The 22,867-nt window shown below is 70.7% G+C and carries 10 protein-coding genes; 5 read left to right on the top strand and 5 right to left on the bottom strand.

What is annotated here, in order from left to right:
• Positions 1-129: 129 nt before the first annotated feature.
• From EV371_RS21585 to EV371_RS21565, 5 genes are all read right to left on the bottom strand, one after another.
• Positions 130-11,103: a non-ribosomal peptide synthetase/type I polyketide synthase gene (locus tag EV371_RS21585; RefSeq protein WP_130463656.1), complete on the bottom strand. Its 10,974-nt coding sequence runs from the start codon at positions 11,101-11,103 to the stop codon at positions 130-132.
• Positions 11,104-11,177: 74 nt separating this feature from the next.
• Entirely contained in the window at positions 11,178-12,422 is a 1,245-nt protein-coding gene (locus tag EV371_RS21580; RefSeq protein ID WP_165436792.1) for an MFS transporter, read from the bottom strand.
• A 523-nt stretch (positions 12,423-12,945) separates the two neighbouring features.
• The gene (locus EV371_RS21575; RefSeq protein ID WP_130463654.1) at positions 12,946-14,229 is read right to left on the bottom strand and encodes an FAD-dependent oxidoreductase; all 1,284 of its coding nucleotides are present in this window, start codon (positions 14,227-14,229) and stop codon (positions 12,946-12,948) included.
• A 251-nt stretch (positions 14,230-14,480) separates the two neighbouring features.
• Positions 14,481-15,824: an NADP-specific glutamate dehydrogenase gene (gdhA, locus tag EV371_RS21570; protein ID WP_130463653.1), complete on the bottom strand. Its 1,344-nt coding sequence runs from the start codon at positions 15,822-15,824 to the stop codon at positions 14,481-14,483.
• Positions 15,825-16,196: 372 nt separating this feature from the next.
• The gene (locus EV371_RS21565) at positions 16,197-17,936 is read right to left on the bottom strand and encodes a cellulose binding domain-containing protein (RefSeq protein ID WP_486484736.1); all 1,740 of its coding nucleotides are present in this window, start codon (positions 17,934-17,936) and stop codon (positions 16,197-16,199) included.
• Between the two features lie 248 nt (positions 17,937-18,184).
• Here EV371_RS21565 and EV371_RS21560 point away from each other — a divergent pair, with 248 nt between their 5' ends.
• From EV371_RS21560 to EV371_RS21540, 5 genes are all read left to right on the top strand, one after another.
• Positions 18,185-18,964, top strand: a complete 780-nt coding sequence (locus tag EV371_RS21560; protein WP_130463651.1) for a 2-keto-4-pentenoate hydratase — start codon at positions 18,185-18,187, stop codon at positions 18,962-18,964.
• Between the two features lie 489 nt (positions 18,965-19,453).
• Positions 19,454-20,422, top strand: coding sequence for an ABC transporter substrate-binding protein (locus EV371_RS21555; RefSeq protein ID WP_165436791.1), 969 nt, complete (start codon positions 19,454-19,456; stop codon positions 20,420-20,422).
• Positions 20,419-21,258, top strand: a complete 840-nt coding sequence (locus EV371_RS21550) for an ABC transporter permease subunit (RefSeq protein ID WP_130463649.1) — start codon at positions 20,419-20,421, stop codon at positions 21,256-21,258. Before EV371_RS21555 ends, EV371_RS21550 begins: the two co-directional genes overlap by 4 nt.
• On the top strand, positions 21,251-22,087 hold the full coding sequence (locus EV371_RS21545) for an ATP-binding cassette domain-containing protein (RefSeq protein WP_130463648.1): 837 nt from the start codon (positions 21,251-21,253) through the stop codon (positions 22,085-22,087). The genes EV371_RS21550 and EV371_RS21545 overlap by 8 nt, the downstream gene beginning before the upstream one ends.
• On the top strand, positions 22,080-22,835 hold the full coding sequence (locus EV371_RS21540; RefSeq protein WP_130463647.1) for an ABC transporter permease subunit: 756 nt from the start codon (positions 22,080-22,082) through the stop codon (positions 22,833-22,835). Before EV371_RS21545 ends, EV371_RS21540 begins: the two co-directional genes overlap by 8 nt.
• The last annotated feature ends 32 nt before the right edge of the window (positions 22,836-22,867 follow it).

The following is a 22,867-nucleotide window of genomic DNA, read 5'->3' as shown; positions in this document are numbered from 1 at the left end:
GGCGGCGTCGCGTGCACCATGCCAGCGTATGGATCGCGGGGTTCCGTCTCACGCCCCGGGAAGACGGGACAACCTCGGCCGGATCCGTTCGCGGGACCAGGACCTCGGGTGCCGGTCGTCGGCGCCGGATCACGGTGACGACGAGTACCCGACGTGCACGTTGACGGGGTGCCCGGGGCTCACCTCGGCGAGTACGGCGACGAAGTCCGCCTCCCAGCCCTTGACCGTCTCGGCGTCGAACAGGTCCGTCGAGTACTCGAAGGCCGCCTCGATTCCGTCTTCGCCGGGTAGCAGTACGACGTACAGCTCCGTTCGGGCGACGTCGGTCACCGCCAGGGGCTCGACCTGTGCCGTGACACCGGCCAGGTTCAGCCGCGCAGGTGGATTGGTGACGACGGTGAACAGGATCTGCGGCGTGACCAGGTCGACGCCGAGGGCCTCGGCGACGTCGTGCAACGGAAGCAGATGGTGGTCCACCGCGTCGAAGGTGCGCTCGCCAACCTGGCTGACCAGTTCCTGGAAGGACATGCCGCTGTCCATGGTGAGGCGTACGAGCAGGGCCTCGCCGACCGGGCCCACCACGCGCGCGTGCTCCGGTCGGGTCCGGCTCGCGCTCGACAGCGCCACCACCAGATCCCGCTCCCGGCACATCCGTCCCAGCCAGAGCGCGAAGGCGGCGGTCAGGACGGCAGCCGGAGTGCCGCCGGTCTCCAGCGCCATGTGCCGTACCCGTTGGGCGACCTGCCTCGGCACCCCGAAACGATGCAACGCACCCTGGCCAGACAGCCGTGTGGGCCGGGGACGGTCGTAGGGGAGGGCGACCCGCAGGGACACGCCCGCCAGTCGGGTGCGCCAGTACGCCAGGAGGCGTTCGCGGTCCGCGTCGAGTTGGGCGCCGCGCCACCGGACGTAGTCGGGATAGGAGACCGGGGCGGCCGTTGAGTCCACGCGTCCGGTGCGCCGCGCGGTGTAGCACCTCGACAGCTCGTCCCAGATAACGCCCATCGACCACCCGTCGCAGATCAGGTGATGCAGGACGAGCACCAGTACCCAGCTCCGCTCGTCGAGTCGGGCCAGCCGGGCCCGCCAGAGCGGCGCCCGATCCGGAGGGATGACGGCGTCCACCTCCTGCTGGCACCATTCGTCCAGCCGATCCGGATCGTCGGTCAGGTCGGTGACGGGCAGCAGCCGCACCGCCATCTCGGCGAGAACCTGCTGGTGTACCTCTCCGTCGAGGACGACGAAGCGGGTACGCAGCGCGGCGTGCCGACTCACGAGATCGTTCAGGGCCCGCTCCAGTGCCTGCACCTCCAGGTCCCCCTCGAACCGGATCCGGTGCGCCACGTTGTACACCTGCGGCCGGGGATTGCTGTGGTGGCAGCGCCACGCGCGGCGCTGGGCGCCCGACGCCGGGCCGGTGTCCGGCACGGTCTCTCGGTCGAGCCGGTGCGCCATGGCCCGGACCGTCGGCGCCTGGAACAGGTCGGCGACTCCCAGCTGGACCCCGAGTGCCTCCCGGACCCGATCGACCAGACCGACCGCGGTGAGCGAGTGCCCGCCGAGCGCGAAGAACGACGTGTCGACCGGCACCTGCGACACGCCCAGCTGGGCGCACCACAGGTCGTGCAAGGTCTGCTCCAGCTCGGTCGCGGGTTCGTCGCTCGGACCGTCGTTCCAGCTCGGTTCGGGCAGGCGGCTCCGGTCGAGCTTGCCGCTGGTGTTGACCGGAAGCTCGGCCAGCGGAACCCACGCCGCCGGAATCAGGTACCCGGGCAGGATGCCGGCGAGCTGCCGGGCCAGGTCGGTGCCGGACAGCCTGGTCCCCTCGGTGCCGGACAGCCTGGCCCCCTCGGTGGCGGGCACGACGTACCCGACCAGACAGGTCTCGCCCCGTGGATCGGTGGTCGGCACGACCGCGGCGTCGCGTACCTCGGGGAGGCTGGTCAACGCGCGCAGGGCCTCACCCGGCTCCACCCGGTAACCACGGATCTTGACCTGGTCGTCCGCCCGCCCCAGATATCGCAGCGTGCCGTCGGGTAGCCAGCGGCCCAGGTCGCGGCTGCGGTAGAGCCGGGTGCCCGGCGCAACCGGGTCCGGCACGAACGCCGCCAGGGTCTCGTCCGGCCGGGACAGGTACTCCCGAGCCAGGCCGGCGCCACCCAGAAAGATCTCGCCGATTGCGCCGGCTGGTACCGGCAGCCGCCGCTCGTCGAGCAGTCGGACCAGCACGCCGTCGACCGGGCGGCCGATCGGCGGGTAGTCCCCGGCCGTGGGATCGACACGTTGGATGGTGGCGATGATGGATGCCTCCGTCGGCCCGTACTCGTTGTAGAGCGCGCACTCCGGGTGGGCGGCGAGGAAACGGCGCAGGGCCGGCGTGAGCCTCAACTCCTCACCGGCGGCGACGATCTCGCGCAGCGACGGCATGCGGGGATCCGTCTCCATCAGATACTTCAACGCCGTGTAGGTCATGAACAGCCGCTGCACCCCCTGCTGACGCACCGTCTGGACGACGGCGGCCGGGTCGTAGCGGATCTCGTCCGTGATGAGCACCAGTGCGGCTCCGGAGGCGAGGGCGGTGAAGATCTCCTGCACGCTGACGTCGAAACTGACCGACACCCACTGCAGGGTCCGCAACGCCGGCCGGTGCCGCAGGTAGTGGGCGACCAGGTTGGCCGGCCCGCGGTGCGGCACGGCCACCCCCTTCGGCCGCCCGGTCGAGCCGGAGGTGTAGATGCAGTACGCCAGGCTCGCCGGGTCGACCGAGGTCGCGGGCGCCCGGTCCGCGCGTGGATCGTCGCCGTCGACCGCCACGATCGGCAGGCCCAGCAGGCTCGCCACCCGCTCGTCGTCGGTGACGAGCAGCCGTGCGCCGCTGTCGCTCACCATGAAGGTCAGCCGGGACTCCGGCAGGGCCGGATCGAGCGGCAGGTAGGCCCCGCCCGCCTTGTGCACCCCGAGCAGGGCCACGATGAGGTCGACGCCCCGGGCCAGGCAGACCGCGACCAGTTGATCCGCCCGTACCCCCCGGTCGTGCAGTCTCCAGGCCAGCGCGTTCGCTCGCCGATCCAGCTCACGATAGGTCAGCCGCACCCCGCCGGCGATCAACGCGACATCGTCCGGCGCGCGGGCGACCTGCTGCTCGACGAGCTGGTGCAGGCAGCTCGGCGGCGCACCGCGCAGTCCGCCGGACCACCGCAGGAGCGCCGCGCGGTCCGCCTCCAACGGCGCGGTCAGCTCGGACAGCGGTGCCGGCGGGGTCGTGGCCGCCCGCCGCAGCACGGCCGTCGTGTACTCGAGCAACCGGCGCACGGTCGCCTCATCCAGAACGTCCCGGTTGTACTCCACGAAGCAGCGGACGCCGTTCGGATGGTGTGTCAGGTAGAGGGTGAGGTCGAGCGGGGCACGCTCACTCGGTACGTCGATGAGGGTGGCACGTACCCGAGGCGGGTCGAAGTCGACGTCGGATGCGTTCTCGTACTCGACCATGACCTGGAACAGCGGGTTGCGGCCCGGGACCCGCTCCGGGTTCACCGCGCCGACCAGCTCGTCGAAGCCGAGACCGGACTGCTCGAAGGCATCCGTGCTGGCATCCCGCACCCGCTGCGCCAGCGTTCCGAGGTCGGGATCGTCGGCGAGGTCGATCCGCAGCGGGACCGAGTCGATGAAGAGGCCGACCAGTTCCTCCGTGCCCGGCGGACGGTTGGTGAGCGCGGTACCGACGACCAGGTCGTCCTGACCGCCGAACCGCCCCAGCACACCGGCGATCGCGCTGAGCAGGGTCATGAACGGGGTCACCCGGTGCTGCCGGCTGAACCGGCGGACGTCCTCGGCAAGGTCGGCGCCCAACTCGTGCGAAAGCGTGGCGCCGCGCATCGACTCCGCCGGAGCGCAGGACCAACCCGTGAGCAGTCGCAGCGGCGGCGCGTCGGCGAGGACCCGTCGCCAGTAGTCGACCGCCCGCGCCTTCGACCCTGCGTCGAGAAGTCGGGTTCGGACGTGGTCCGGGTAGCTCGTCGGCAGCGCCGGCAGCGGATCGGGCCCGGTCGGATCGCTCCGGTAGTAGGCGGCGAGGTCGCGGATGAACACGGCGGTGGAGAACGAGTCGAAGACGATGTGGTGCACGTACAGCACCAACAGATGCCGATCTTCGGCGGTACGCACCAGCCTGGCGCGGAGCAGCGGACCGGTGGCCAGGTCGAAGCCCTCGGCGCGAAGGTCTTCGAGAGCGGCCCGGATCGCTTCGCCGTCCGGCACGCCGGAGCGGTCGACCAGCGGGCAGGGCAGCTCCACCGATGGCAGTACGACCTGCTGGAGTTCGCCGTCGACAGCGCGGAAGACCGTACGCAGTGGCGCGTGCCGCCGAACCACCCTGGCCAGCCCTCGTCGGAGTGCCGCGACGTCGAGCGGGCCGTCCAGCCGTACCGCCTTCGGCTCGTGGTAGTTCGTGCTGCCGGAGTGCAACTGCTCCAGAAACCACATCCCACGCTGCGCCGGTGACGGGGGGTGCGGCTCGCCGGTCCGCTCTCCGGCCGGCCGCGCCGGCTCGGGCGGGGCAACCGGGTGCCGGGATGCCCGCTCCCGCTGCTCGCGACCTCCACCCACGCCGGCCGTGAGGTGCCGGCGGCGGGCGGCGTCGACGATCGGGAGCGAGCTCAGCATCTGCTCGGCGGGCATCCCGAAGTCGACGAAGCAGGCGATCTCGTCGACTCCCAACGCCGAGAGCCGGTCGACGATCGGTGCGACGCTGTCCGGGGTCCCGATCAGCGCACGGCCCTCGCAGTACCGCTGGTAGGCCTGCTCAAGCAGGAACTCGACGTCCTCGGCCGGGGTGTCCTGGTCGATGCGCAGACCGAGGCTGTTGGTGACCTGCCCGAACAGCGACAACGAGGAGCGGAGGTAGGCGCAGAACGGCCCGTACGCCTCGGCCCGGACCCGCACGAGGTCGGTGCCGAGGTACGTGTGGAGCAGCACCACCACCCGCCCGCCCTCGGGCGGGAGGCCGTGCTCGGCTCTGGTCCGCCGGTAGAGCGCGATGTTGTCGGCCAGCTGCTCGATCGACTGCACCATCAGGTTGGTGACCACGCCGAGGTCGGCGGCAGCGGCGGCGCGGTAGCTGTCCGGATTCGACACCACGGCGACGAAGAACGGCGGCATCTCCTGAAGCGGGCGCGGGAAGATCCGTAGGTCGATCCGCTCGCCGCTGCCGGAGTGCGCGGAGACCGCACCGCCGGACCACAGCGTCCGAACCGTCCGCAGATGCTCGTACATCAGCTCCCGGTGTGTGCCGAACGCCTCCGGGTTGAGGGCGAAATCGTTGGCGTGCCAACCGCTCGCCACGCAGAGTCCGACCCGGCCGCCGGAGAGGTTGTCGACCACCGACCATTCCTCGGCGACCCGGACGGGATGGTGCAGCGGCAGCACGACCGAGCCCGCGTTGAGCCGTACCCGGGTGGTCTCCCGGGCCAGGGCGGCGGCCAGTACGACCGGGTTCGGAAACAGTCCGCCGAACGAGTGGAAGTGCCGCTCCGGCAGCCAGATGCCGTGGAAGCCGTTCTGGTCGGCGAAGCGGGCGGCCGCCAGGATGGCGCCGTACTTGTCGTCCTGGTCCTGGTCCGGGTAGTCGCCGAAGAAGTACAGGCTGAAGTCGGCGTGTCCCGGGCGCGCGGAGTCCGCTGCGGTCGGTGCTACCGGCAGCGGCGCCGACGGCGCCGGACGGACGACAGCCGCCGGTGCTTCCGTCTCCGTCGGCGCTTTCCTCTCCGCCGGTGCTTCCGTCTCCGTCTCTGCCGCCGCTGCCCCGGCTCCGTTCCCGGCTCCGTTCCCGGCTCCGGCTCCGGCTCCGGACCGCAGCGTCGCCAACTGGTCCTGTAGCACCGCGGTGACCCGCTCGACGAGCTGGTCGACGACTCGGAGCTGCTCGGCGACGACCCGATCGAGCGGCGGCGATCCGGTCCTGGGCGCCGCCGCGTCGGCCGCCGCGGATCCCGCTGGGACGGGGGCCTCGACCGGCGGCGCAGCCTCTTCGGTCGGGGCTGGCTCCGCCGGAGCAGGCAGGGGAGCGTCGGGAGGGCCGCCCGGGTCGGTTGCCGTCTCCGCCGCGACCAACGCGGCCAGGAGGTGAGGTGTGTCGGCCTCCGCGAACAGCCGCCGGATCGGCACCGGTACGCCGAAGGATCGTCGCAGCTCCTGCGTCAGCCGCAGCAGGCTGAGCGAGTCGGCGCCGAGTTCGAGGAAGGTCGCGTCCGGCCGGACGTCGACCATCGACGTACCGAGTTGTTGGGCGGTCAGCTCGCGCACCGCCGCCAGAACCGCCCGGAGCCGGTCCGTGGCGGGGACTTCGCCCGCGCCTCCGACGCCGTCCTGTCCGTCGTCGACCGGGTGCACGATCGCCGTCCGCCCGGCGTCGTGAACCTGCACGGTGTCGACCACGGCGTCGACCTGCACGGTGTCGACCTGCACGGCGTCGGTCCAGCCGGCCGGACCGGACGGTGCGACGCGGGACGCTGCCTGGTGCGGCTCGTGCTGGAAGGGGTAGCCAGGCAACGGGATGCGCCGCCCGTCGCCCGCCAGGCTCGACCAGTCGAGTGTGCCACCGTGCCGGTAGAGCTCGGCGACCGCCAGCCGGAGGGCACGTCGGGGAGGCACGCCACGGCGTTGGGTTGCCGTCCAGGTCGCCGCCGGCCGGACCCGCCGACCGATCGCGCTGAGCACGGCGTCCGGACCCAGTTCCAGGAACCGCTGGCAGCCGGCGGCGCAGAGCGCGGTCACCGCGTCGACGAACCTGACCGGCTCGCGCATCTGCCGGCGCAGGTAGTCGACGTCCACCACGGTGCCCGGGTCGAGCAGGGCGCCGGTGAGGGTGCTCGCCACCGGCGTCACTATCGGGGCCAGCGGCACCGCCGCGACCCGCTCCGCGAAATCGTCCAGGATCGGTTCGAGGAGTCCGCTGTGGAATGCGCGGTCGACCGACAGCCGCTGCCAGCCGATGCCACGCCCGTCGAGCCAGTCGGTCGCCTGCCGCACGGCGGCGGCCGTCCCGGTGACGACGTACTCCTCGGGACCGTTGCTGGCGGCCAGTTCGACCGGCAGCTGGGCGAGGACCTCCCGGACGGTCCCCGCGTCGGCGAACAGTCCGATCATGGCGCCGGGTGGCGTCCGCCGTTGCATCAGCCGGCCGCGCGACGACAGCAGCCGTATCCCGTCCGCGACCGTCATCGCGCCGGCAACGCAGAGCGCGGCGTACTCACCGACGCTGTGCCCGAGTACGAAGTCAGGTCGTACCCCGAAGGACCGCCACAGCTCCGCCAGGGCCACCTGGAAGGCGAATAGCGCCGGCTGGGCGATCTCCGTGGTCCAGACCTCCGGCTCCGGGCGCTGCCCGCGCAGCGATGCCAGCAGGCTCCCGGCGCCCTCCTGCCGGTAGGCCCGGTCGCACTCGTCGAGCACGTCCCGGAATCGGGGAAACGCGTCGTAGAGTTCGGCGGCCATGCCCGGGCTGGCCGTGCCCTGTCCGGTGAAAATGAAGGCCAGCGGTCCGGCCCCGCCGTCGGGGATGCTGGCGGCGACGGCCTCCTCCAGCGCGTCGGCCAAGGCGGTCGCGCTGTCCCCGACCACCGCGACCCGGTGCCGGCGGTGCTGCCGGCCGAGCGCCAGGGTTGCGACGACGTCCGGGACCGGCAGCTCCGGGTCTGCCCGCAGGTGGTCGCGTACCCGACCGGTCAGTTCGGCCAGGGCGGCCGGGTGCGCCGCCGAGAGCGGCAGTACCCCGATCCCGGGCTCCGACCCGGCACGCGGCGGGGCGGATGGGGCCTCCTCGAGGATGACGTGCGCGTTGGTGCCACCCACGCCGAGGGCGGTCACGCCCGCACGCCGTGGGACGCCGTCGGTCTTCCAGTCCCCGGTCGTGGTACCGAGCAGCAACGGGCTGCCGTCGAGCTCCAGATCCGGGTTGGGGCGGTGGAAGTTGGCCAGTGGCACGAGCGTGCGGTGCTTGAGCATGAGTACGGTCTTGAGCAGCCCCGCCATCCCCGCGCAGGTGTCCAGGTGCCCGATGTTCGGCTTGACGGAGCCGACGGTGCAGAAGCCGACCCGGTCGGTGCGGTTGCGCAACGCGCGGGCCGCCGCGCGCAGCTCCACCGGGTCGCCGAGTGGCGTACCGGTGCCGTGGGCTTCGAGGTACGAGATGGTCTCCGCCGGCACGCCGGCCCGGTCGAGAGCCCGTTCGATCACCTCCACCTGGCCGGAGACGCTTGGCGCGGCGAACCCGGCCTTGCTCGCGCCGTCGTTGTTCACCGCCGAGCCCAGGATCACCGCGTGCACGGTGTCACCGTCCGCCAACGCCCGGTCGAGCCGCTTGAGCAGTACGGCGGCGACCCCGTTCCCGCCCACGGTGCCGTCGGCGTCGGCGTCGAACGCCCGGCAGCGGCCGGTGGGGGAGAGGATCGAGCCGGGGTACCGCCGGTAGCCCGTGGTCTGCGGGACGTGGACGGCGGCGGCCCCGGCCAGGGCCAGATCCGCGTCACCGGCCAACAGGGCCTGGACGGCGAGGTGCACCGCGACCAGCGAGGTCGAACAGGCGGTCTGCACGCCGATCGCGGGCCCGGTCAGCCCGAGCCGGTAGGCGACCCGGGTGGCCAGGAAGTCCGGCTGGGTGCCGATCGCCGCCTGCATCGCCGTCACCGGGTCGGCCGGCAGCCGACCGTCCGAAGTGGCCGGAGCGGCGAGGAGGTGGTTCTGATGGGCGTACAGGTTCATCCCGGCACCCGCGAACACCCCGATCCGGTCCGGGCCGGCCGCGCCGGCGTACCCGCCGTGCTCCAGCGCGTGGTGGCAACACTCCAGGAAGAGCCGGTGCCCCGGATCGGTCAGCGCCGCCTCACGGGGGCTGATCCCGAAGAACTCCGCGTCGAAGCCGTCGATCTCGCTGAGCGCGCCGTTGACCGGGATGAAGTCCGGGCGGGTGTGCTCGGCTGTGGGAACGCCGGCCGCCGCGAGTTCGTCGGGGCCGAATCGGCGGACACTGCCCACTCCCTCGACAAGGTTGGCCCAGAAGTCGGCCAGGGTGTCGGCGCCGGGGAAACGGGCCGCCATGCCGATGATGGCGATCCGGTTTCCGGTCGCCGGGTCGGCGGTCGGTGGGGTACGCCGGGCCGGCGTCTCCGGCAGGGCACAGAGGTGCTCGGTGAGCGCGGCCACCGAGGGGTACTCGAACATTGCCGAGCGGTCGAAGCGTACGCCCAGCTCGCGGCGGAGCTCCGCGTGCAGCCGGACGATGGTCACCGAATCGATGCCCAACTCGTAGAAGCGGGCCTGTTCGTCGACGTCGGCGCCGAGTACCGCCCGGAACACCGACCGCACCGCCTCGGGTCGCGGGGGCCGGCCGACCCGCGCCGCCGACCGGCCCGGGTCGGGCCCGGCGGACGGCAAGGTGGCGGGCAGCTCACCGCGGAGCAGCCGCTGGCGCAGGGCGGCACGCTGGATCTTGCCACTCGCGGTCCTCGGGAACTCGGCCCGGGGCAGCGCGACCACCCTGGCGATCAGCCGCAGCCGGCTGAACAGCGCCTCCTGGATGGCGCGGCCGAGGCCGGCGGCGTCGACGCCCGGCTCGGTGCCGAAGAGCACCGTCAGCGCCTCCGAGCCGGTGGCGTCATCCGGTACGCCGCAGGCCACCACCGGACCCGGCAGCACGCCGGCCACCGTCTCGACCACGCCTTCGATCTCGTGAGCGTAGTGGTTCTGTCCGTTCAGGACGATCCGGTCGCTTTCCCGCCCGACGATGGCGATCTGGCCATCCCGGCCGAACGCCAGGTCGCGGGTGTTGAACCAGGCGGTCGGGGTGGCGTCGTCACACCTGGTGAAGGCGGCCGCGTCGGCCTCCGGATTCGCGAAGTACCCCGCTGTCACCCGGGCGGACCGGATCTGCAACCGGCCGATCCGGCCCTCCGGCAGTACCTTGTCGTCGGCGTCGACGACCCGCAGCGCGGCGCCCGGTGCGGGCCGGCCGACCGCCACGAAGCTCGCCGTGTCGGCCGGGTCGCCGGCCTCGTCCACCCACTGGAGGTCGCCGTCGAGGCTCGACGCGCGTGCCCGGTACACGTTGGGCGCCAGCCCGGGGCGGGCGAAGGTGATCGCGGTAACGGTCTCCGTCATGCCCCAGACCGGCACGAACGCCTCGGGGCGGATCCCGAACGCCGAGGTGGCGCTCAGGAACTCGGCCATGACCGGCACGGTGATCTGTTCGCCACCGCTGACCAGGGTGCGTACGCAGGAGAGGTCCCAGCTCCGGCCGTCGGCCTGCGCCAACGCCTGGTTGACCAACTGGTAGCCGAAGTTCGGCGCCCAGGTGTGGTTGGCGCGGTAGCGAGCGATCAGATCCAACCAGCGGGTCGGGTCCGCCAGGACCAGGTCGGTCCGGGCGTGCACGTTGGTACAGCCGACGAAGACTCCGAGCACGTGATAGAGGAGGAACGCCCCGCTGTGGTCGACCGGCATCCAGTTCAACATGGTGTCGCCGGGCCTGATCGGCATCATCGTCGGTGTTCCGGCGGCGAACTCCAGCATCCCGCGCTGGGTCAGTTGGATGAGCTTCGGCCTGCCGGTACTGCCCGAGGACGCCATGAGCATCGCGACGTCGTCCGGCTCCGGGCGGTGCAGGTCGGTGGCGGGCGGCTCGGTGGCGTACCCGGTGACGTCGGCGGTTCGGAACTCGTCGACGAGCGCCGCCGGGTCGGCCCCGCCGCAGAGCACCATGGCCCCTTCGAGCTGCCGAACCGCCTGCCGCAGCCGGTCCCGGGTCGCGGCGTCCGCCGCTCCTTGGTGCGGCGGGACCATCAGCAGCGGACGGATGCCGCCCAGCACGCAGGCCCAGAACGCGCGGAAGAAGTCCGCCGCCCGTTCCGGACCGTAGAGCACGACGTGCTCACCGGCGTGTAGCCCCTCGCGCCGCAGCCCGGTCAGCAGCCGTCGGGACTGGTCGAGCAACTCGGGATAGGACACGACGGTGTCGACGCCCATCTCGGTGGTGGTGACCAGTCCGGCCCCGGGGTGGCGGTCGGCCGCGTGTAGCAGCGCCTCGGTCAGATTGCGTGGATGATCCGCCACGAACTCCAACGGCGTACCCGTATAAGACGCCAGTCGATCCACCTGTCCCCCTTCTTCTTCGGCACTGTCTGCGGTCAGGTCTCTGCGGCGGTCGGCAGACGTCGACGAGCCGGGCGCAGTGTCAGGAACGCCACCATCACGGCGATGAGCACGCCGTGGAAGAGGCCGACCACCGGCAGCGCGGCCATCTGCTCCAGCAGGAGCGCGCTGGAGAGCATGCCGACGGCCATTCCCAGCGTCTCCGCCGTTGCGGACATCCCGAAGAGCAGGCCCCGGGTGTCGTCGGAACCGACCTGTAACCGGGTGACGTACGCCAGCTCGGCGAGACCGTCCGCGAGCCCGGCGACCAGCGCCACCATCACCAGTGCGGGCAGTGGCAGGCCGGCGAAGACCGCCACGAACGCCAGCGAGGCCAGGCAGACCGCGCCGGCGAAAGCACGCTCGTCCAGGTGGCGACCGCCGCGTTTGAGCCACCGGGCGACGGCCTGGTAGGCGGCCATGCTGCCCATCGCCCAGGCGGCCCAGAATCCACTCAGCAGCGCCGCGGGATTCTCCGGGCTGGCGGTCTGGGCGAACGCCGGCAGGGCAACGTTGTGGGATGCTCCGCCCAACGCCTCCATCCCCCGTAGCCCCAGCAGGCCGACAAGCACCGGCGAGGCCATCCGCAGCAACCGCAGCCGGTGCAACATCGACAACCCTACCGGCTCGTCCGACGACACGACGCCGCCGTCAGCGCCGCCGTCGGTGCCGCGGAACGACAGCGGCAGCCACACCAGCACGAGCGCCGAGACGAGGAAACTGCCGGCGTTGATCCCGAACGCGGGCATGAAGCCGAACCCGCCGATCAACGGGCCGGCCGACGCGAAGCCGAGCACCATGGCGAAGGACTTCCCCGTCACCAGGTAGCCGTTTCCGCGCAACCGATCGGCTGAGCCGACGAGATTCGGCACGCTGGTCCGCAGGGCAACCGTGAAGAAGGTGTTTCCCGCACCGAGCGCCACCGCCACCACCCAGAGCAGATCCGGGTGTCGCGACGCCGGGGTCACCAGCAGCGTGACCATCGCGAGTGCCTGCGTGACGTCGCTCGCGATCATGACAAACCGGCGCTCGAAGCGGACGACGACCCATCCGGCCACCGGACCGGCGAGGAAGCCGGCGGTGATGCGGGCAGCCATCAGGAGTCCGGTCTGCAGCGCGCTGGCGGTCAGCTGGAACACGTACAGGTTGATCGCCACGAGGTTCAGGAACGTCCCGGCCGTCGACACCGTGTAGCCGGCCACCAGGGCACCGAACAACCGAAGATCGCGGCGGCCGCTCACCGAGGTATCCGGCGTCTGGGTCCACCGTGTCCGGCCGCAGCGCCCGCGACCGATCCCACGCTCGCCACGTCGTCCAGGGCGCGGCACCTCGTCACCACGACCAGCCCTTGTCGAGCCCGATCATGTCTCCGTTCGACACCCAACCCCCTGCAACCACATCGTCGCGTAGCCGGTGCACATCCCGGAGGAGAGATACCGTACCCGGAATGCGGGCGCGGGGTGGGTCACCCCGGGGTGCGGTGCCGAGGCCACCCCGGACCACTGTCCATACCGGACATGGTTCGGGTGCCTGCGTCGATGGTTGGCGGTCGCCGAACCGGATGCCGTGTTGAGGGGACGGCCTGCCGCGACTGCGCCGTACTCCGGACCTCGGACCGGGTTAGCGCGGGCGGCCGCGAGGCGTCCCGCAACCGCGGCTGGTCGTACGACGTCCTCCTACATCCAGCGGACGGTCTTCCGCGGGCGGACCCGGCCGGGGAGATCGCCCGCGAGTCGCCAGCGATTGAGCACGGACGGACGGTGTCTATCGTCGCGGGTCGAAGGGCGCGAGTTCCGCCGGTGTCTCGCCCTTCACCACCGTCTGTGCGAGCAACTGGCCGGTGATCGGGCCGAGCGCTATGCCCCACATGCCATGCCCGCCAGCCATGAACACCTGCGGGGAGGCGGTGGCGCCGATCAGGGGCAGGCCGTCGGGCGTGCACGGTCGGGAGCCCACCCACTCCTCCCGACGGTCGTCGAGGTCCACACCGGCCAGGAAGGGGCGTACGGCCTCCACGATCGCGGTGATCCGCCTGGGGTCGAGTGGGTCACCGGGCCGGCGGAACTCCATCATCCCGGCCACCCGCAGCCGGTCGCCCAGCGGTGTCAACGCCACCCGCTGCTGCGGGAAGTACAGCGGACCGGCGGGCATGCGCTCGACCGGCACGCTGAAGCTGTAACCGCGGCCGGCCTGGACCGGCTGGCGTACCCCCAGAGGTTTCGCCAGCTCGCCCAGCCTGGCGCCGGTGGCCACCACCACGGCGTCGTGCCGTCGCTGCGCACCGCCGCGAACGACCAGGGAGACGCGGCCCGCCGTCGGATGCACGCCGGCCACCTCGACGCCCTCGGCGATCTCGCCACCGCGCTCCTGCACCGCCGCGGCCAGCGCGGCGACGAACTGTGGCGGGTTCAGGAAGCGCTGCCCGTCGATCCTGACCGCGCCGTGGACCCGCTCGGTCAGGACCGGCTCCAGCGTCCGCACCGCCGGTCCGGCCACCGGTTGGAAGCTCACGTCCTGGCCCATGCCGCGAATCTCGGACAGCTCGGTCAGCAGTGCCCGGGCGTCGCGTTCGCGCGGGAAACAGGCGAGGAAGGGCTCGGCCGCCCGGACCGGTGCGGTCACGCCGCCGGCGGCGAGTACGTCGAATGCCTCCAACGCACGATCGTTGAGGGGCACGTACCCGGCCATGCCGCGCCGCCACCGCCGGGTGGTGCTGTGCGTCACGAAGGAGGTGAGGAACCGCAGCAACTGCCAGTCGGCGCGCAACGGCAGGTAAACCGGCGAACGCGGGCTCAGGACCGCGCGCAGGCCGTACCGCAGGACCGCGGGCTCGGGCAGCGGTGCGGTCAGCCCCGGAGTCAGCCATCCAGCGTTGCCCCACGAGGCGCCCGCTCCGACGTGGTCCCGCTCGTACACGGTGACCCGCACCCCGGCGTCCTGCAGGAACCACGCCGTGCACAGGCCCACCATCCCGCCGCCGATGACGGCGACGTCCTCGGGCGGGCGGCGCAGGAGCGCGGAGCCGTGCTGGTGAGGCGTGGACGGCATGCCGCCCTCCTTTCGTCAAGAACCCTTCAACGATGCCCGAGCCGGCGTGATCGCGGGCAGGGCGCGACACGGCGGAAACAGGCCCGGCAGATTGCCGACGACCGGCAACCACCCGCCCCGGAGGTGGCCGGCGGGGCGGTGTCGCCGTCCGCCGGTCGTCCCCGACGCCTCCCGCCGGCAGGGTGAACCGGGCACTGCCGCAGACCCGTCGCCCGGTCGTGCCGCAGCGGCGCGGAAGCCGGGGCGTGTTGTCAGATGAGCCCGTGTGCCAGCATCGCCTCCGCGACGCTGCGGAAGCCGTCGATGTTGGCGCCGACGACGTAGTTTCCCGGCATGCCGTACTCGTCGGCCGTCGTGTAGCAACGGTGGTGGATGTCGCGCATGATGTCGCGCAGCCGCTGCTCGGAGTGCTCGAAGGTCCAGGAGTCCCGGCTGGCGTTCTGCTGCATCTCCAGCGCGCTGGCGGCCACACCGCCGGCGTTGGCCGCCTTGCCCGGCGCGAACCTCACACCCGCCTCGGCGAAGGCGCGGATCGCCTCCGGCCTGGCGGGCATGTTGGCGCCCTCCACCACGACGATGCATCCCCCCTTGATCAGCGCTGCGGCCTCCGCGGCGCCGATCTCGTTCTGCGTCGCACACGGCAACGCGACCTGGCACGGCACCTCCCAGACCGAGCGATCGGTGGCGAAGTGCGCGTTCGGCCGCTCGTCGACGTAGGCGTCGATCCGGGACCGGCGGACCTCTTTGAGGTCCTTGAGCAGGTCGACGTCGATGCCCTTGTCGTCGCGGATGTAGCCGGAGGAGTCCGAGCAGGCTACGACGATGCCGCCAAGCTGGTGGACCTTCTCGATGGCATAGATCGCGACGTTGCCCGAGCCGGACACCACCACCCGCTTGCCGTCGAGGCCGTCACCGGCGGCGCGCAGCATCTCCTCGGCGAAGAATCCCGCCCCGTATCCCGTTGCCTCACGCCGCACCTGGGCGCCGCCGTAACTCAGCGCCTTACCGGTCAGCACACCCGACTCGTACCGGTTCGTGATTCGTTTGTACTGCCCGAACATGTAGCCGATCTCCCGGCCGCCCACCCCGATGTCCCCCGCCGGCACGTCGGTGTACTCGCCGATGTGCCGGTACAGCTCGGTGATGAAGGACTGACAGAACCGCATCACCTCCCGGTCCGACCGGCCCTTCGGGTCGAAGTCCGAGCCGCCCTTACCGCCGCCGATCGGCATGCCGGTCAGCGCGTTCTTGAACACCTGCTCGAAGCCCAGGAACTTGACGATGCCCAGGTACACCGAGGGATGGAAGCGCAGCCCACCCTTGTACGGCCCCAGCGCGCTGTTGAACTCCACCCGGAAGCCCCGGTTGATGTGCACGTTGCCGTGGTCGTCCTCCCACGGCACCCGGAAGATGATCTGTCGCTCCGGCTCACAGATCCGCTCGATGATCTTCGCATGGGTGTACTCCGGGTGCCGGTGCAGCACCGGGACAACGCTCTCCAGAACCTCGCGTACCGCCTGGTGGAACTCCCGCTCGCCCGGGTTGCGGTGCACCACGGTGTCGAAGATGAGGTTGATCTTGTCGTGCGCGCTCAATGCGGTCCTCTCGCGTGGGTTCGACCAGGACCCGAAAGGGGTCGAAATTCGCCCATCACCGCCGGATCCGCCCACGCCGTTGTGGACCAGGGTTCCGTCACCGGTACTCAGCCGACCTGCTCCGGCTGCCCGTCGCTCGATCTTCCCTGATGGTGCGCCCATCGCAAAGCGGTTCGGCTGCGGCGATCGTCACGGCCGTCACCAGGTCATTGTCCCGGCCGTGGTCGGGTCCTCGTCCCGGCGGTGGCCGGATCCGGCCGGTTCCCGGCCCGAAACGCGTACCCAGAGCCGTACCGCCCGACGGGTGTCGTCAAGCGATCACAGTCGGTGGGGGCGAGCGGGTACGGGCCGGCGCCGTGGCACCGACGGGCGTCAGCTACAGGCGGTGCCGTTGAGGGCGAAGCCGCTCGGAGCGGCGCTGTTGCCGCTGTGGCTGGCCTGGAAGCCGATGCTGGTCGAGCCGCCCGGTGGGATGGAGGCGTTGTAGCTGACGTTCGTCGCGGTGACCTGGCCACCGGTTGGTGAGTACGTGGCGTTCCAGCCGGAGGTGATGGTCTGCCCGGAGCCGAGGGCGAAGCTCAGCGACCACCCGTTGATGGCGCCCGTGCCGGTGTTGGTGATGGTGATGTTGGCGGTCAGGCCGGTGTTCCATGCGTTGACCGAACTGGTCACCCGGCAGCTACCGGAGTCGGTGGGCGGGGTGGTGGGCGGGGCCGTCGGGGGAGTGGTGGGCGGCGTGGTGGGCGAGCCGGTGGTCGGCGTGGTCGGCGGGGTGGTGGCGGTGGGCCCCTCGCTGACGGTGATCGTCGAGATGCTCCGGGCGGGGATGTCGACGGTCACCTGTCCGCCACTCACGTTCGCCGGTCGTGACTCCGCGCTCAGGGTTTGTGAGGTGACGGAGTATTCGGCCGCCGAGATGTTCTGCGGGACCTGGACGACGGCGTCGTCCACCGCGCTGTTCGAGCGGTTGAGGATCACCAGCTTGACCTTGCCCTGGCCCTGGTAGGCCGTGACCTCCAGCGAGGAGGAACGGGAACCCTTCGAGAGGGCGACCCGCCGGTCGCCGGGCCGGACGTACTTCGAGTACTGCGAGAATGCGTGGCCGCGCTTGAGGACCGCGCCCCTCGTGGTCCCGTACTGCGACTCGCCGTCACCGATGAACGAGTAGAAGCGGCGGCCGTACCACCAGATGTACGCGCTCCAGCCGGACTCCATCGACCGGTGCACGGTCCGCATGATGTCGTCGAGGGTCTCGTTCCAGACAGCCGCGTTGCTGGGGTTTCCCCAGATGTTCGAACCGGCGCCGTCGGCGGCGTGCAGGTTCCACTCGGTCATCCACTGGTTCTTGCCGTACTGGTTCGCGAGCGGGTAGGCGGAGAGGTTTCCGCTGTTCTCGGTGTCGTACAGGTGCCCGCCGACGTAGCCGATGTTGTCCCGTGCGGCGGCGTCCTGCAGCGTGGGGTCGGTGTACTGGCGGTTGAATCTCAGGGATTCGGCAACCAGGAGCTCCGTGTCCCTGATCCTGTCGCCCTGGTCGCGGACGAAGTTCCGCAACTCGGTGCCGGTCCAGTCCATCGAATCGTAGTCGGGGTGCCAGTCCGGCTCGTTCTGGACGGAGGTCACGTCGATCGTGACGCCCTGACCCTTCATGTACTGCACGAAGCTGTTCAGGTGCTCGGCGTAGTCGTCGTAGTAGTCGGCCTTGAGTTTGCCGCCGCCGACCCTGCTGTTGTTCGTCTTGAAGTGGGCGGGGGCGGTCCAGGGCGAAGCGAGGATCTTGACGTCGGAGCCGTAGGACTGCGCCGTCCTGAGGCTGCTCACCGGCCAGCTCCACTCGCTCGACGTCGGCGACACCACGGTCCGTACGATCGACAGGCCGAGCTGCCCCCTGCCCATCCCGACGAGCGTCTGGGTCTCGCTGGTCGTCCACTGGTCGCCGCCACTACTGAAGATCGGGGTCGCCGCCCCGAACCCGTCGATCGTCTGGTACGACGAGGCGGTGTTGACGGTGATGTCAGGCGTCGCGGCCAGCAGGGGTGGGGCGGTCAGGACTCCCGCCACGGTGACCACCGCGGTCGACGCGGCCACCAACAGGATCTGCGACTTCTTCACGGTCCACTCCATCAGCTCGTGGGACCACGGCCCTGTGAGGGATCGAGGGGCAGGGCGCGCTCCTGGTCGCCGCCGGCGCCGGACAGGTATAGCTGGCAGTCTATGTGATCGATAACATAGCCCTTCGCCGCGTCCCGTGCAACGACCGTGCCAGATGTGCTCCGGAAAGGCGGCGTGGGTCGACCCCGTGTCCGGTGAGTGGGCGGTTCGGCTTGCGGGCCGGGACGGCGGGTTGGTGCACTGCGACGATGACGATCGATGAGGCCGCGCGGCGGCTGCTGCACGCGTACGCGACCCGGCGGGCGATCGAGCCGATCTCGGCCGGTCCGGTCGCGTTGACCGTCGACGACGCGTACGCGATCCAGCTGGCCCAGGTGCGGCGGTGGCGGCGGGACGGCCGGGCGCTGCGGGGGCACAAGATCGGGCTGACCTCGATGGCGATGCAGGAGCAGCTCGGCATCGACCAGCCCGACTACGGCCACCTCTTCGCGGACATGTTCTTCCCGCCGGACGAGCCGATCCCGCTGAACCGGTTTCTCCAGCCCCGCGCCGAGCCGGAGTTCGCGTTCGTGCTGGCCGACGACCTTGCCGGTCCGGGGCTGACCCGCCGGGACGTTCTCGCCGCGGTCGGCTCGGTCCACCCGGCGCTGGAGATCATCGACTCTCGGATCGTGGACTGGCGGATCGGCCTGGTGGACACCATCGCCGACAACGCCTCGTCCGGCGGGGTCGTGCTGGGGCCGGACCCCCTGCCGGTGGCCGCGGCCGATCTCGCCACCGCGCCGTGTGCGTTCCTGGTCGACGGGGAGGTCGTGGCGACCGGCGTGGGCGCGGACGTCCGGGACGCCCCGCTCGGCGCCCTGCTCTGGCTGGCGAACCGGCTGGGTGAGCTCGGCCAGCGACTTGAGGCGGGCCAGGTGGTTCTCTCCGGCTCGCTCACCAGAGCGATTCCCATCGATTCCGGCAACATCGTGGTGGCAGATTTTCCGGGCCTCGGAAGCGTCCGTGCGGAGTTTGTCCGACGCTGAATCGACAGGTTGTGTCGATTCATTTCCTCACCGGCGTCCGGGGCTGATCGCCCCGGTTGACGCATTCGTTCCGAGCCGTTCCGATAGTCGATCCGTGGCGTCTGTCGAACATGGCGATACGTACGTAACGTCAATTGCACATTACGCACGGTAACTCACGTATCGTGGCCCCGTCCCGGTCGTCCGGGGAGGTCATGGCCGGGCTGACCAGCGGCGGATGCGGCCTGACGGCTACCGCCGGGTCCTCGGGTCCCGGCGGGCCGCCGCTCCTGCCCACCGGGTCTGTTCCGCTCAGTGGTATGGCGCTCTTGCCTGTGATCGGTGTTACCGTGTTGGCTTCCTCACCTATCGCACGGCCAAAGGCAACGGGGCCTGAGAACGATGTCGTTGGTCGCGTTGCCGACATCTTCTGTGGTGAATTCAGACGTGTTGTTGAGCGGTGAAAGAGGGCCGGCAGTGAAGACCAGACGCAAAATTTTTATGGCCGCCGTGGCGGCTTCCCTCATGCTGGGCGCGTCAGCCTGTGGGGGTGGCGACGACGCGGACTCGGGCGACGGTCTTGGCACCGTCAAGGTGGCCGTGGGCATCCGGCAGACGTTCGAGTTCCTTCCCGCCGAGTACGGCAAGGAGCTCGGCGTGTGGCGCAAGCGCGGCCTCGAGGTGGAGAACGTCTACGTGCAGGGCAGCGGGCAGGTCTCCCAGGCGATGGCCTCGGGGCAGGCGGAGCTGGGCCTGACGGCGGGCGCCTCCGGGGTGGACGCCATCCTCAGCGGAGTGCCGTCCAAGATCGTTGGGCTGATCGGCAAGGACTTCAAGATGATGCTGGTCGTCGTGCCGAAGGACTCGCCGATCACCGACATCAACGGGCTCCGGGGCAAGACGATCGGGGTCTCCGCCGCGGGTTCGCTGACCGACTACCTGGCCAAGAACATCGCGCTGCACCAGGGCTGGCCGGAGAGCGACATCAAGCGGGCCAACATCGGCGGCCTGAACGAGCAACTCGCGGCTCTGGAGTCCGGGGCCACCGACGCGTTCGTCTGGTCTGCCGAGGCCGGCTTCGCGCTCGAGGAGCAGGGCAAGGGCCGGGTGCTGTTCGACTTCGGCGAGGTGGTCAAGGACAACGTCTTCGAAATCATCGTGGCCGGCGACAGCGCGATCTCGGACCGTGAGGACGCGATGCGGGCGTACCTCGAAGGCTGGTACGAGACGGTCAACCACATGAAGGCCAACCGCGACGAGACGATCGCGTTCATGGTCAAGACGTTCGAGGTCACCGAGGGAGTGGCGAGCAAGACCTACGACCACGACATGGCGAACCTCTCGCTCGACGGGACGATTCCCGAGCTCAACCTCAACGGGCTGGCCACCTCGGTGGTGGAACAGGGGATCACCGACAAGAAACCCGCCGTCGAGACGTTCTGGGACGACCGGTTCGTCCCGGTCGCGGCGGCGGGATGAGCACCGACCAAACGGCGCCTCCGGTAACCGGCATCGCGGTCCACGACCGCGGTGCCGGCTCCGCGCCCCGGCGGCGGCCACTCTCCGGAACCAGGCTGGGCGTCATCGCGGTGCTGGTGGTCTGGTTGGGCGCCTGGGAGCTGACCGTACGCCTGGGGCTGATCAGCTCGACCTTCGCCGCGGCGCCGAGCGAGATCGCGGTCGCGATGGTCGACCTCGCGGGGAACGCCGGAGTGCGGGCGGCGTTCGTCGGTGCGATCGGCATGTTCCTCGTGTCGTTCGCGATCGCTGCGGTGACCGGCGTGCTCGCCGGGGTGGCGATGGGGCTCTCCAAGATCGTCTATCGGGTCTTCCATCCGGTCGTCCTCGGGCTCTTCTCCACCCCAAAGATGATCTTCATTCCGATCTTCATCCTGGTGGCCGGCTTCGGCGTGGTCTCGAAGATCTCCTACGGCGCCGTCTCCGGGTTCTTTCCGGTCGCGGTGACGGTCACCGCCGGGGTACGGATGGTCGACCGCCGGCTGCTGCTCGCCGCACGGTCGATGGGGGCCTCGCGGCTCCAGGCGCTGCGCGGCGTCGTGGTGCCGGGCTCGCTGCCGGCGGTCATGGCGGCGCTCTGGTACGGCATGAAGCACGCCCTGCTCGGCGTCCTGATCATGGAACTGTTCGCGTCACAGGAGGGTATCGGCCACTACATCGGCCTCTACACCTCCACCTTCCGCACCGACCGGGTCTTCGCCCTCGTCCTCGGCCTGGCGATCTTCGCCATCCTGCTGGGTTCGCTGTGGCGTTGGCAGGAGAAGCGGCTGAGCCGATGGAGAGGAAGCCATGGCTGAAACGACCAGCGCGGCGACACTGACCGCGACCGACGTGACGATGGCCTACCAGACCCAGCGCGGGCACACCGTCCTCGCGCTCGACCGGGTGAGCCTGGACGTACGCCGGGGCGAGTTCGTCAGCCTGATCGGTCCGAGCGGCTGCGGCAAGTCCACCCTGCTCTACATCCTCGGCGGACTGCGCCGACAGAGCTCCGGCGAGATCGTACTCGACGGTCAGCGGGTGACCGGCCCGACGCCGCGGAAGGTGGGCTTCGTCTTCCAGGACTACACGCTCTTCCCCTGGCGCACGATCATCTCCAACGTCGAGGTCGGGCTGGAGTTCCGCGGCATCGGCAAGCGGGAGCGGCGGGAACGGGCCGAGCACAACCTCGATCTGGTGGGGCTCGGGGCGTTCGCGAACGCCTACCCGAGCGAGCTCTCCGGCGGCATGCAGCAGCGGGTGGCGATCGCCCGCGCGCTCTCGATGGACCCGGAGATCCTGCTGATGGACGAGCCGTTCGGCGCGCTCGACGAGCAGACCCGGACGGTGCTCGGCGAGGAACTGGCACGCATCCTGGAGAAGACCGGCAAGACCATCGTGTTCGTCACGCACAGCCTGAGCGAGGCGGTGTTCCTCTCCGACCGGGTGGTGGTGATGTCGGCCCGGCCCGGCCGGATCAAGGAGATCCTCACCGTGGACGAACCGCGGCCGCGCCAGCCCGACTTCTCCACCTCGCGCAGCTTCACCGACCTGCGCAACGGCCTCTTCGAGCTGCTGCACGAGGAGGTACGGGCGGCAACGCTCGCCGAGATGAGCGGCGCCGGTGGGGACGGCCGGCGTGGCTAGGCGGGAGCGGCTGACCGTCGTCGCCATCCAGCTCGGCCTGGCCGCGGTGGTCGTGGCGATCTGGGTCTACCAGACGCGCGTCGGGCGGGTGTCGCCGATCCTGCTGCCCCGCCCGGAGCGGGTGCTGCAGGAGTTTCCGGAGCTGCTGCGGGACCCCGTGTTCTGGAACAGCCTGCGGGTCACGGCGCTGGAACTGGTCGGCGCGTTCGCCCTCGCCGCGATCTCCGGGCTGCTGGTCGGCGTAGTGGTGGGGCGGTGGGCACCGGCCGCACGGGTCGCCACGCCGCTGCTCGCCTGGGCACAGACCGTACCGATCATCCTCTTCTACCCGATCTGCATCCTGCTCTTCGGGATCGGTCCGATGTCGAAGGTCGCGTTCGGCGGCTTCTACGGCTTCTTCCCGATCGCGGCGAACACGGTGCTCGCGCTCTCCACGGTGCCGGCGCGCTACCTCAGCGCCGCCGCCGCGCTGGGAGCTAGCCGGCGGCAGACCGTGACCCGGGTGCTCATCCCGGCCGCCCGGCCCCTCATCCTCTCCGGAGTCCGGCTGGGCGCGGCGCTCTGCCTGATCGGCGTGCTCGCGGGCGAGCTGCTCGGCTCGACCGACGGCCTCGGTTACCGGATCGCGTCCAGCTCGGGCTCGTTCCGTACCCCGGAGCTGTATGCGTACATCACCGTCGCGCTGGTGCTGGTCGCGATCTTCAATCTCGCCATCACCCGGGCGGACGACCGCAATGCCCAGGCATGAGCGAGCACGTCGCGCAGATCAGCCAGCTCGGT

The sequence above is a fragment of the Plantactinospora sp. CNZ321 genome (genome assembly GCF_004217235.1).
Note: the sequence above shows the minus strand (reverse complement) of the source record. Positions and strands in the feature narration are given on the sequence as shown.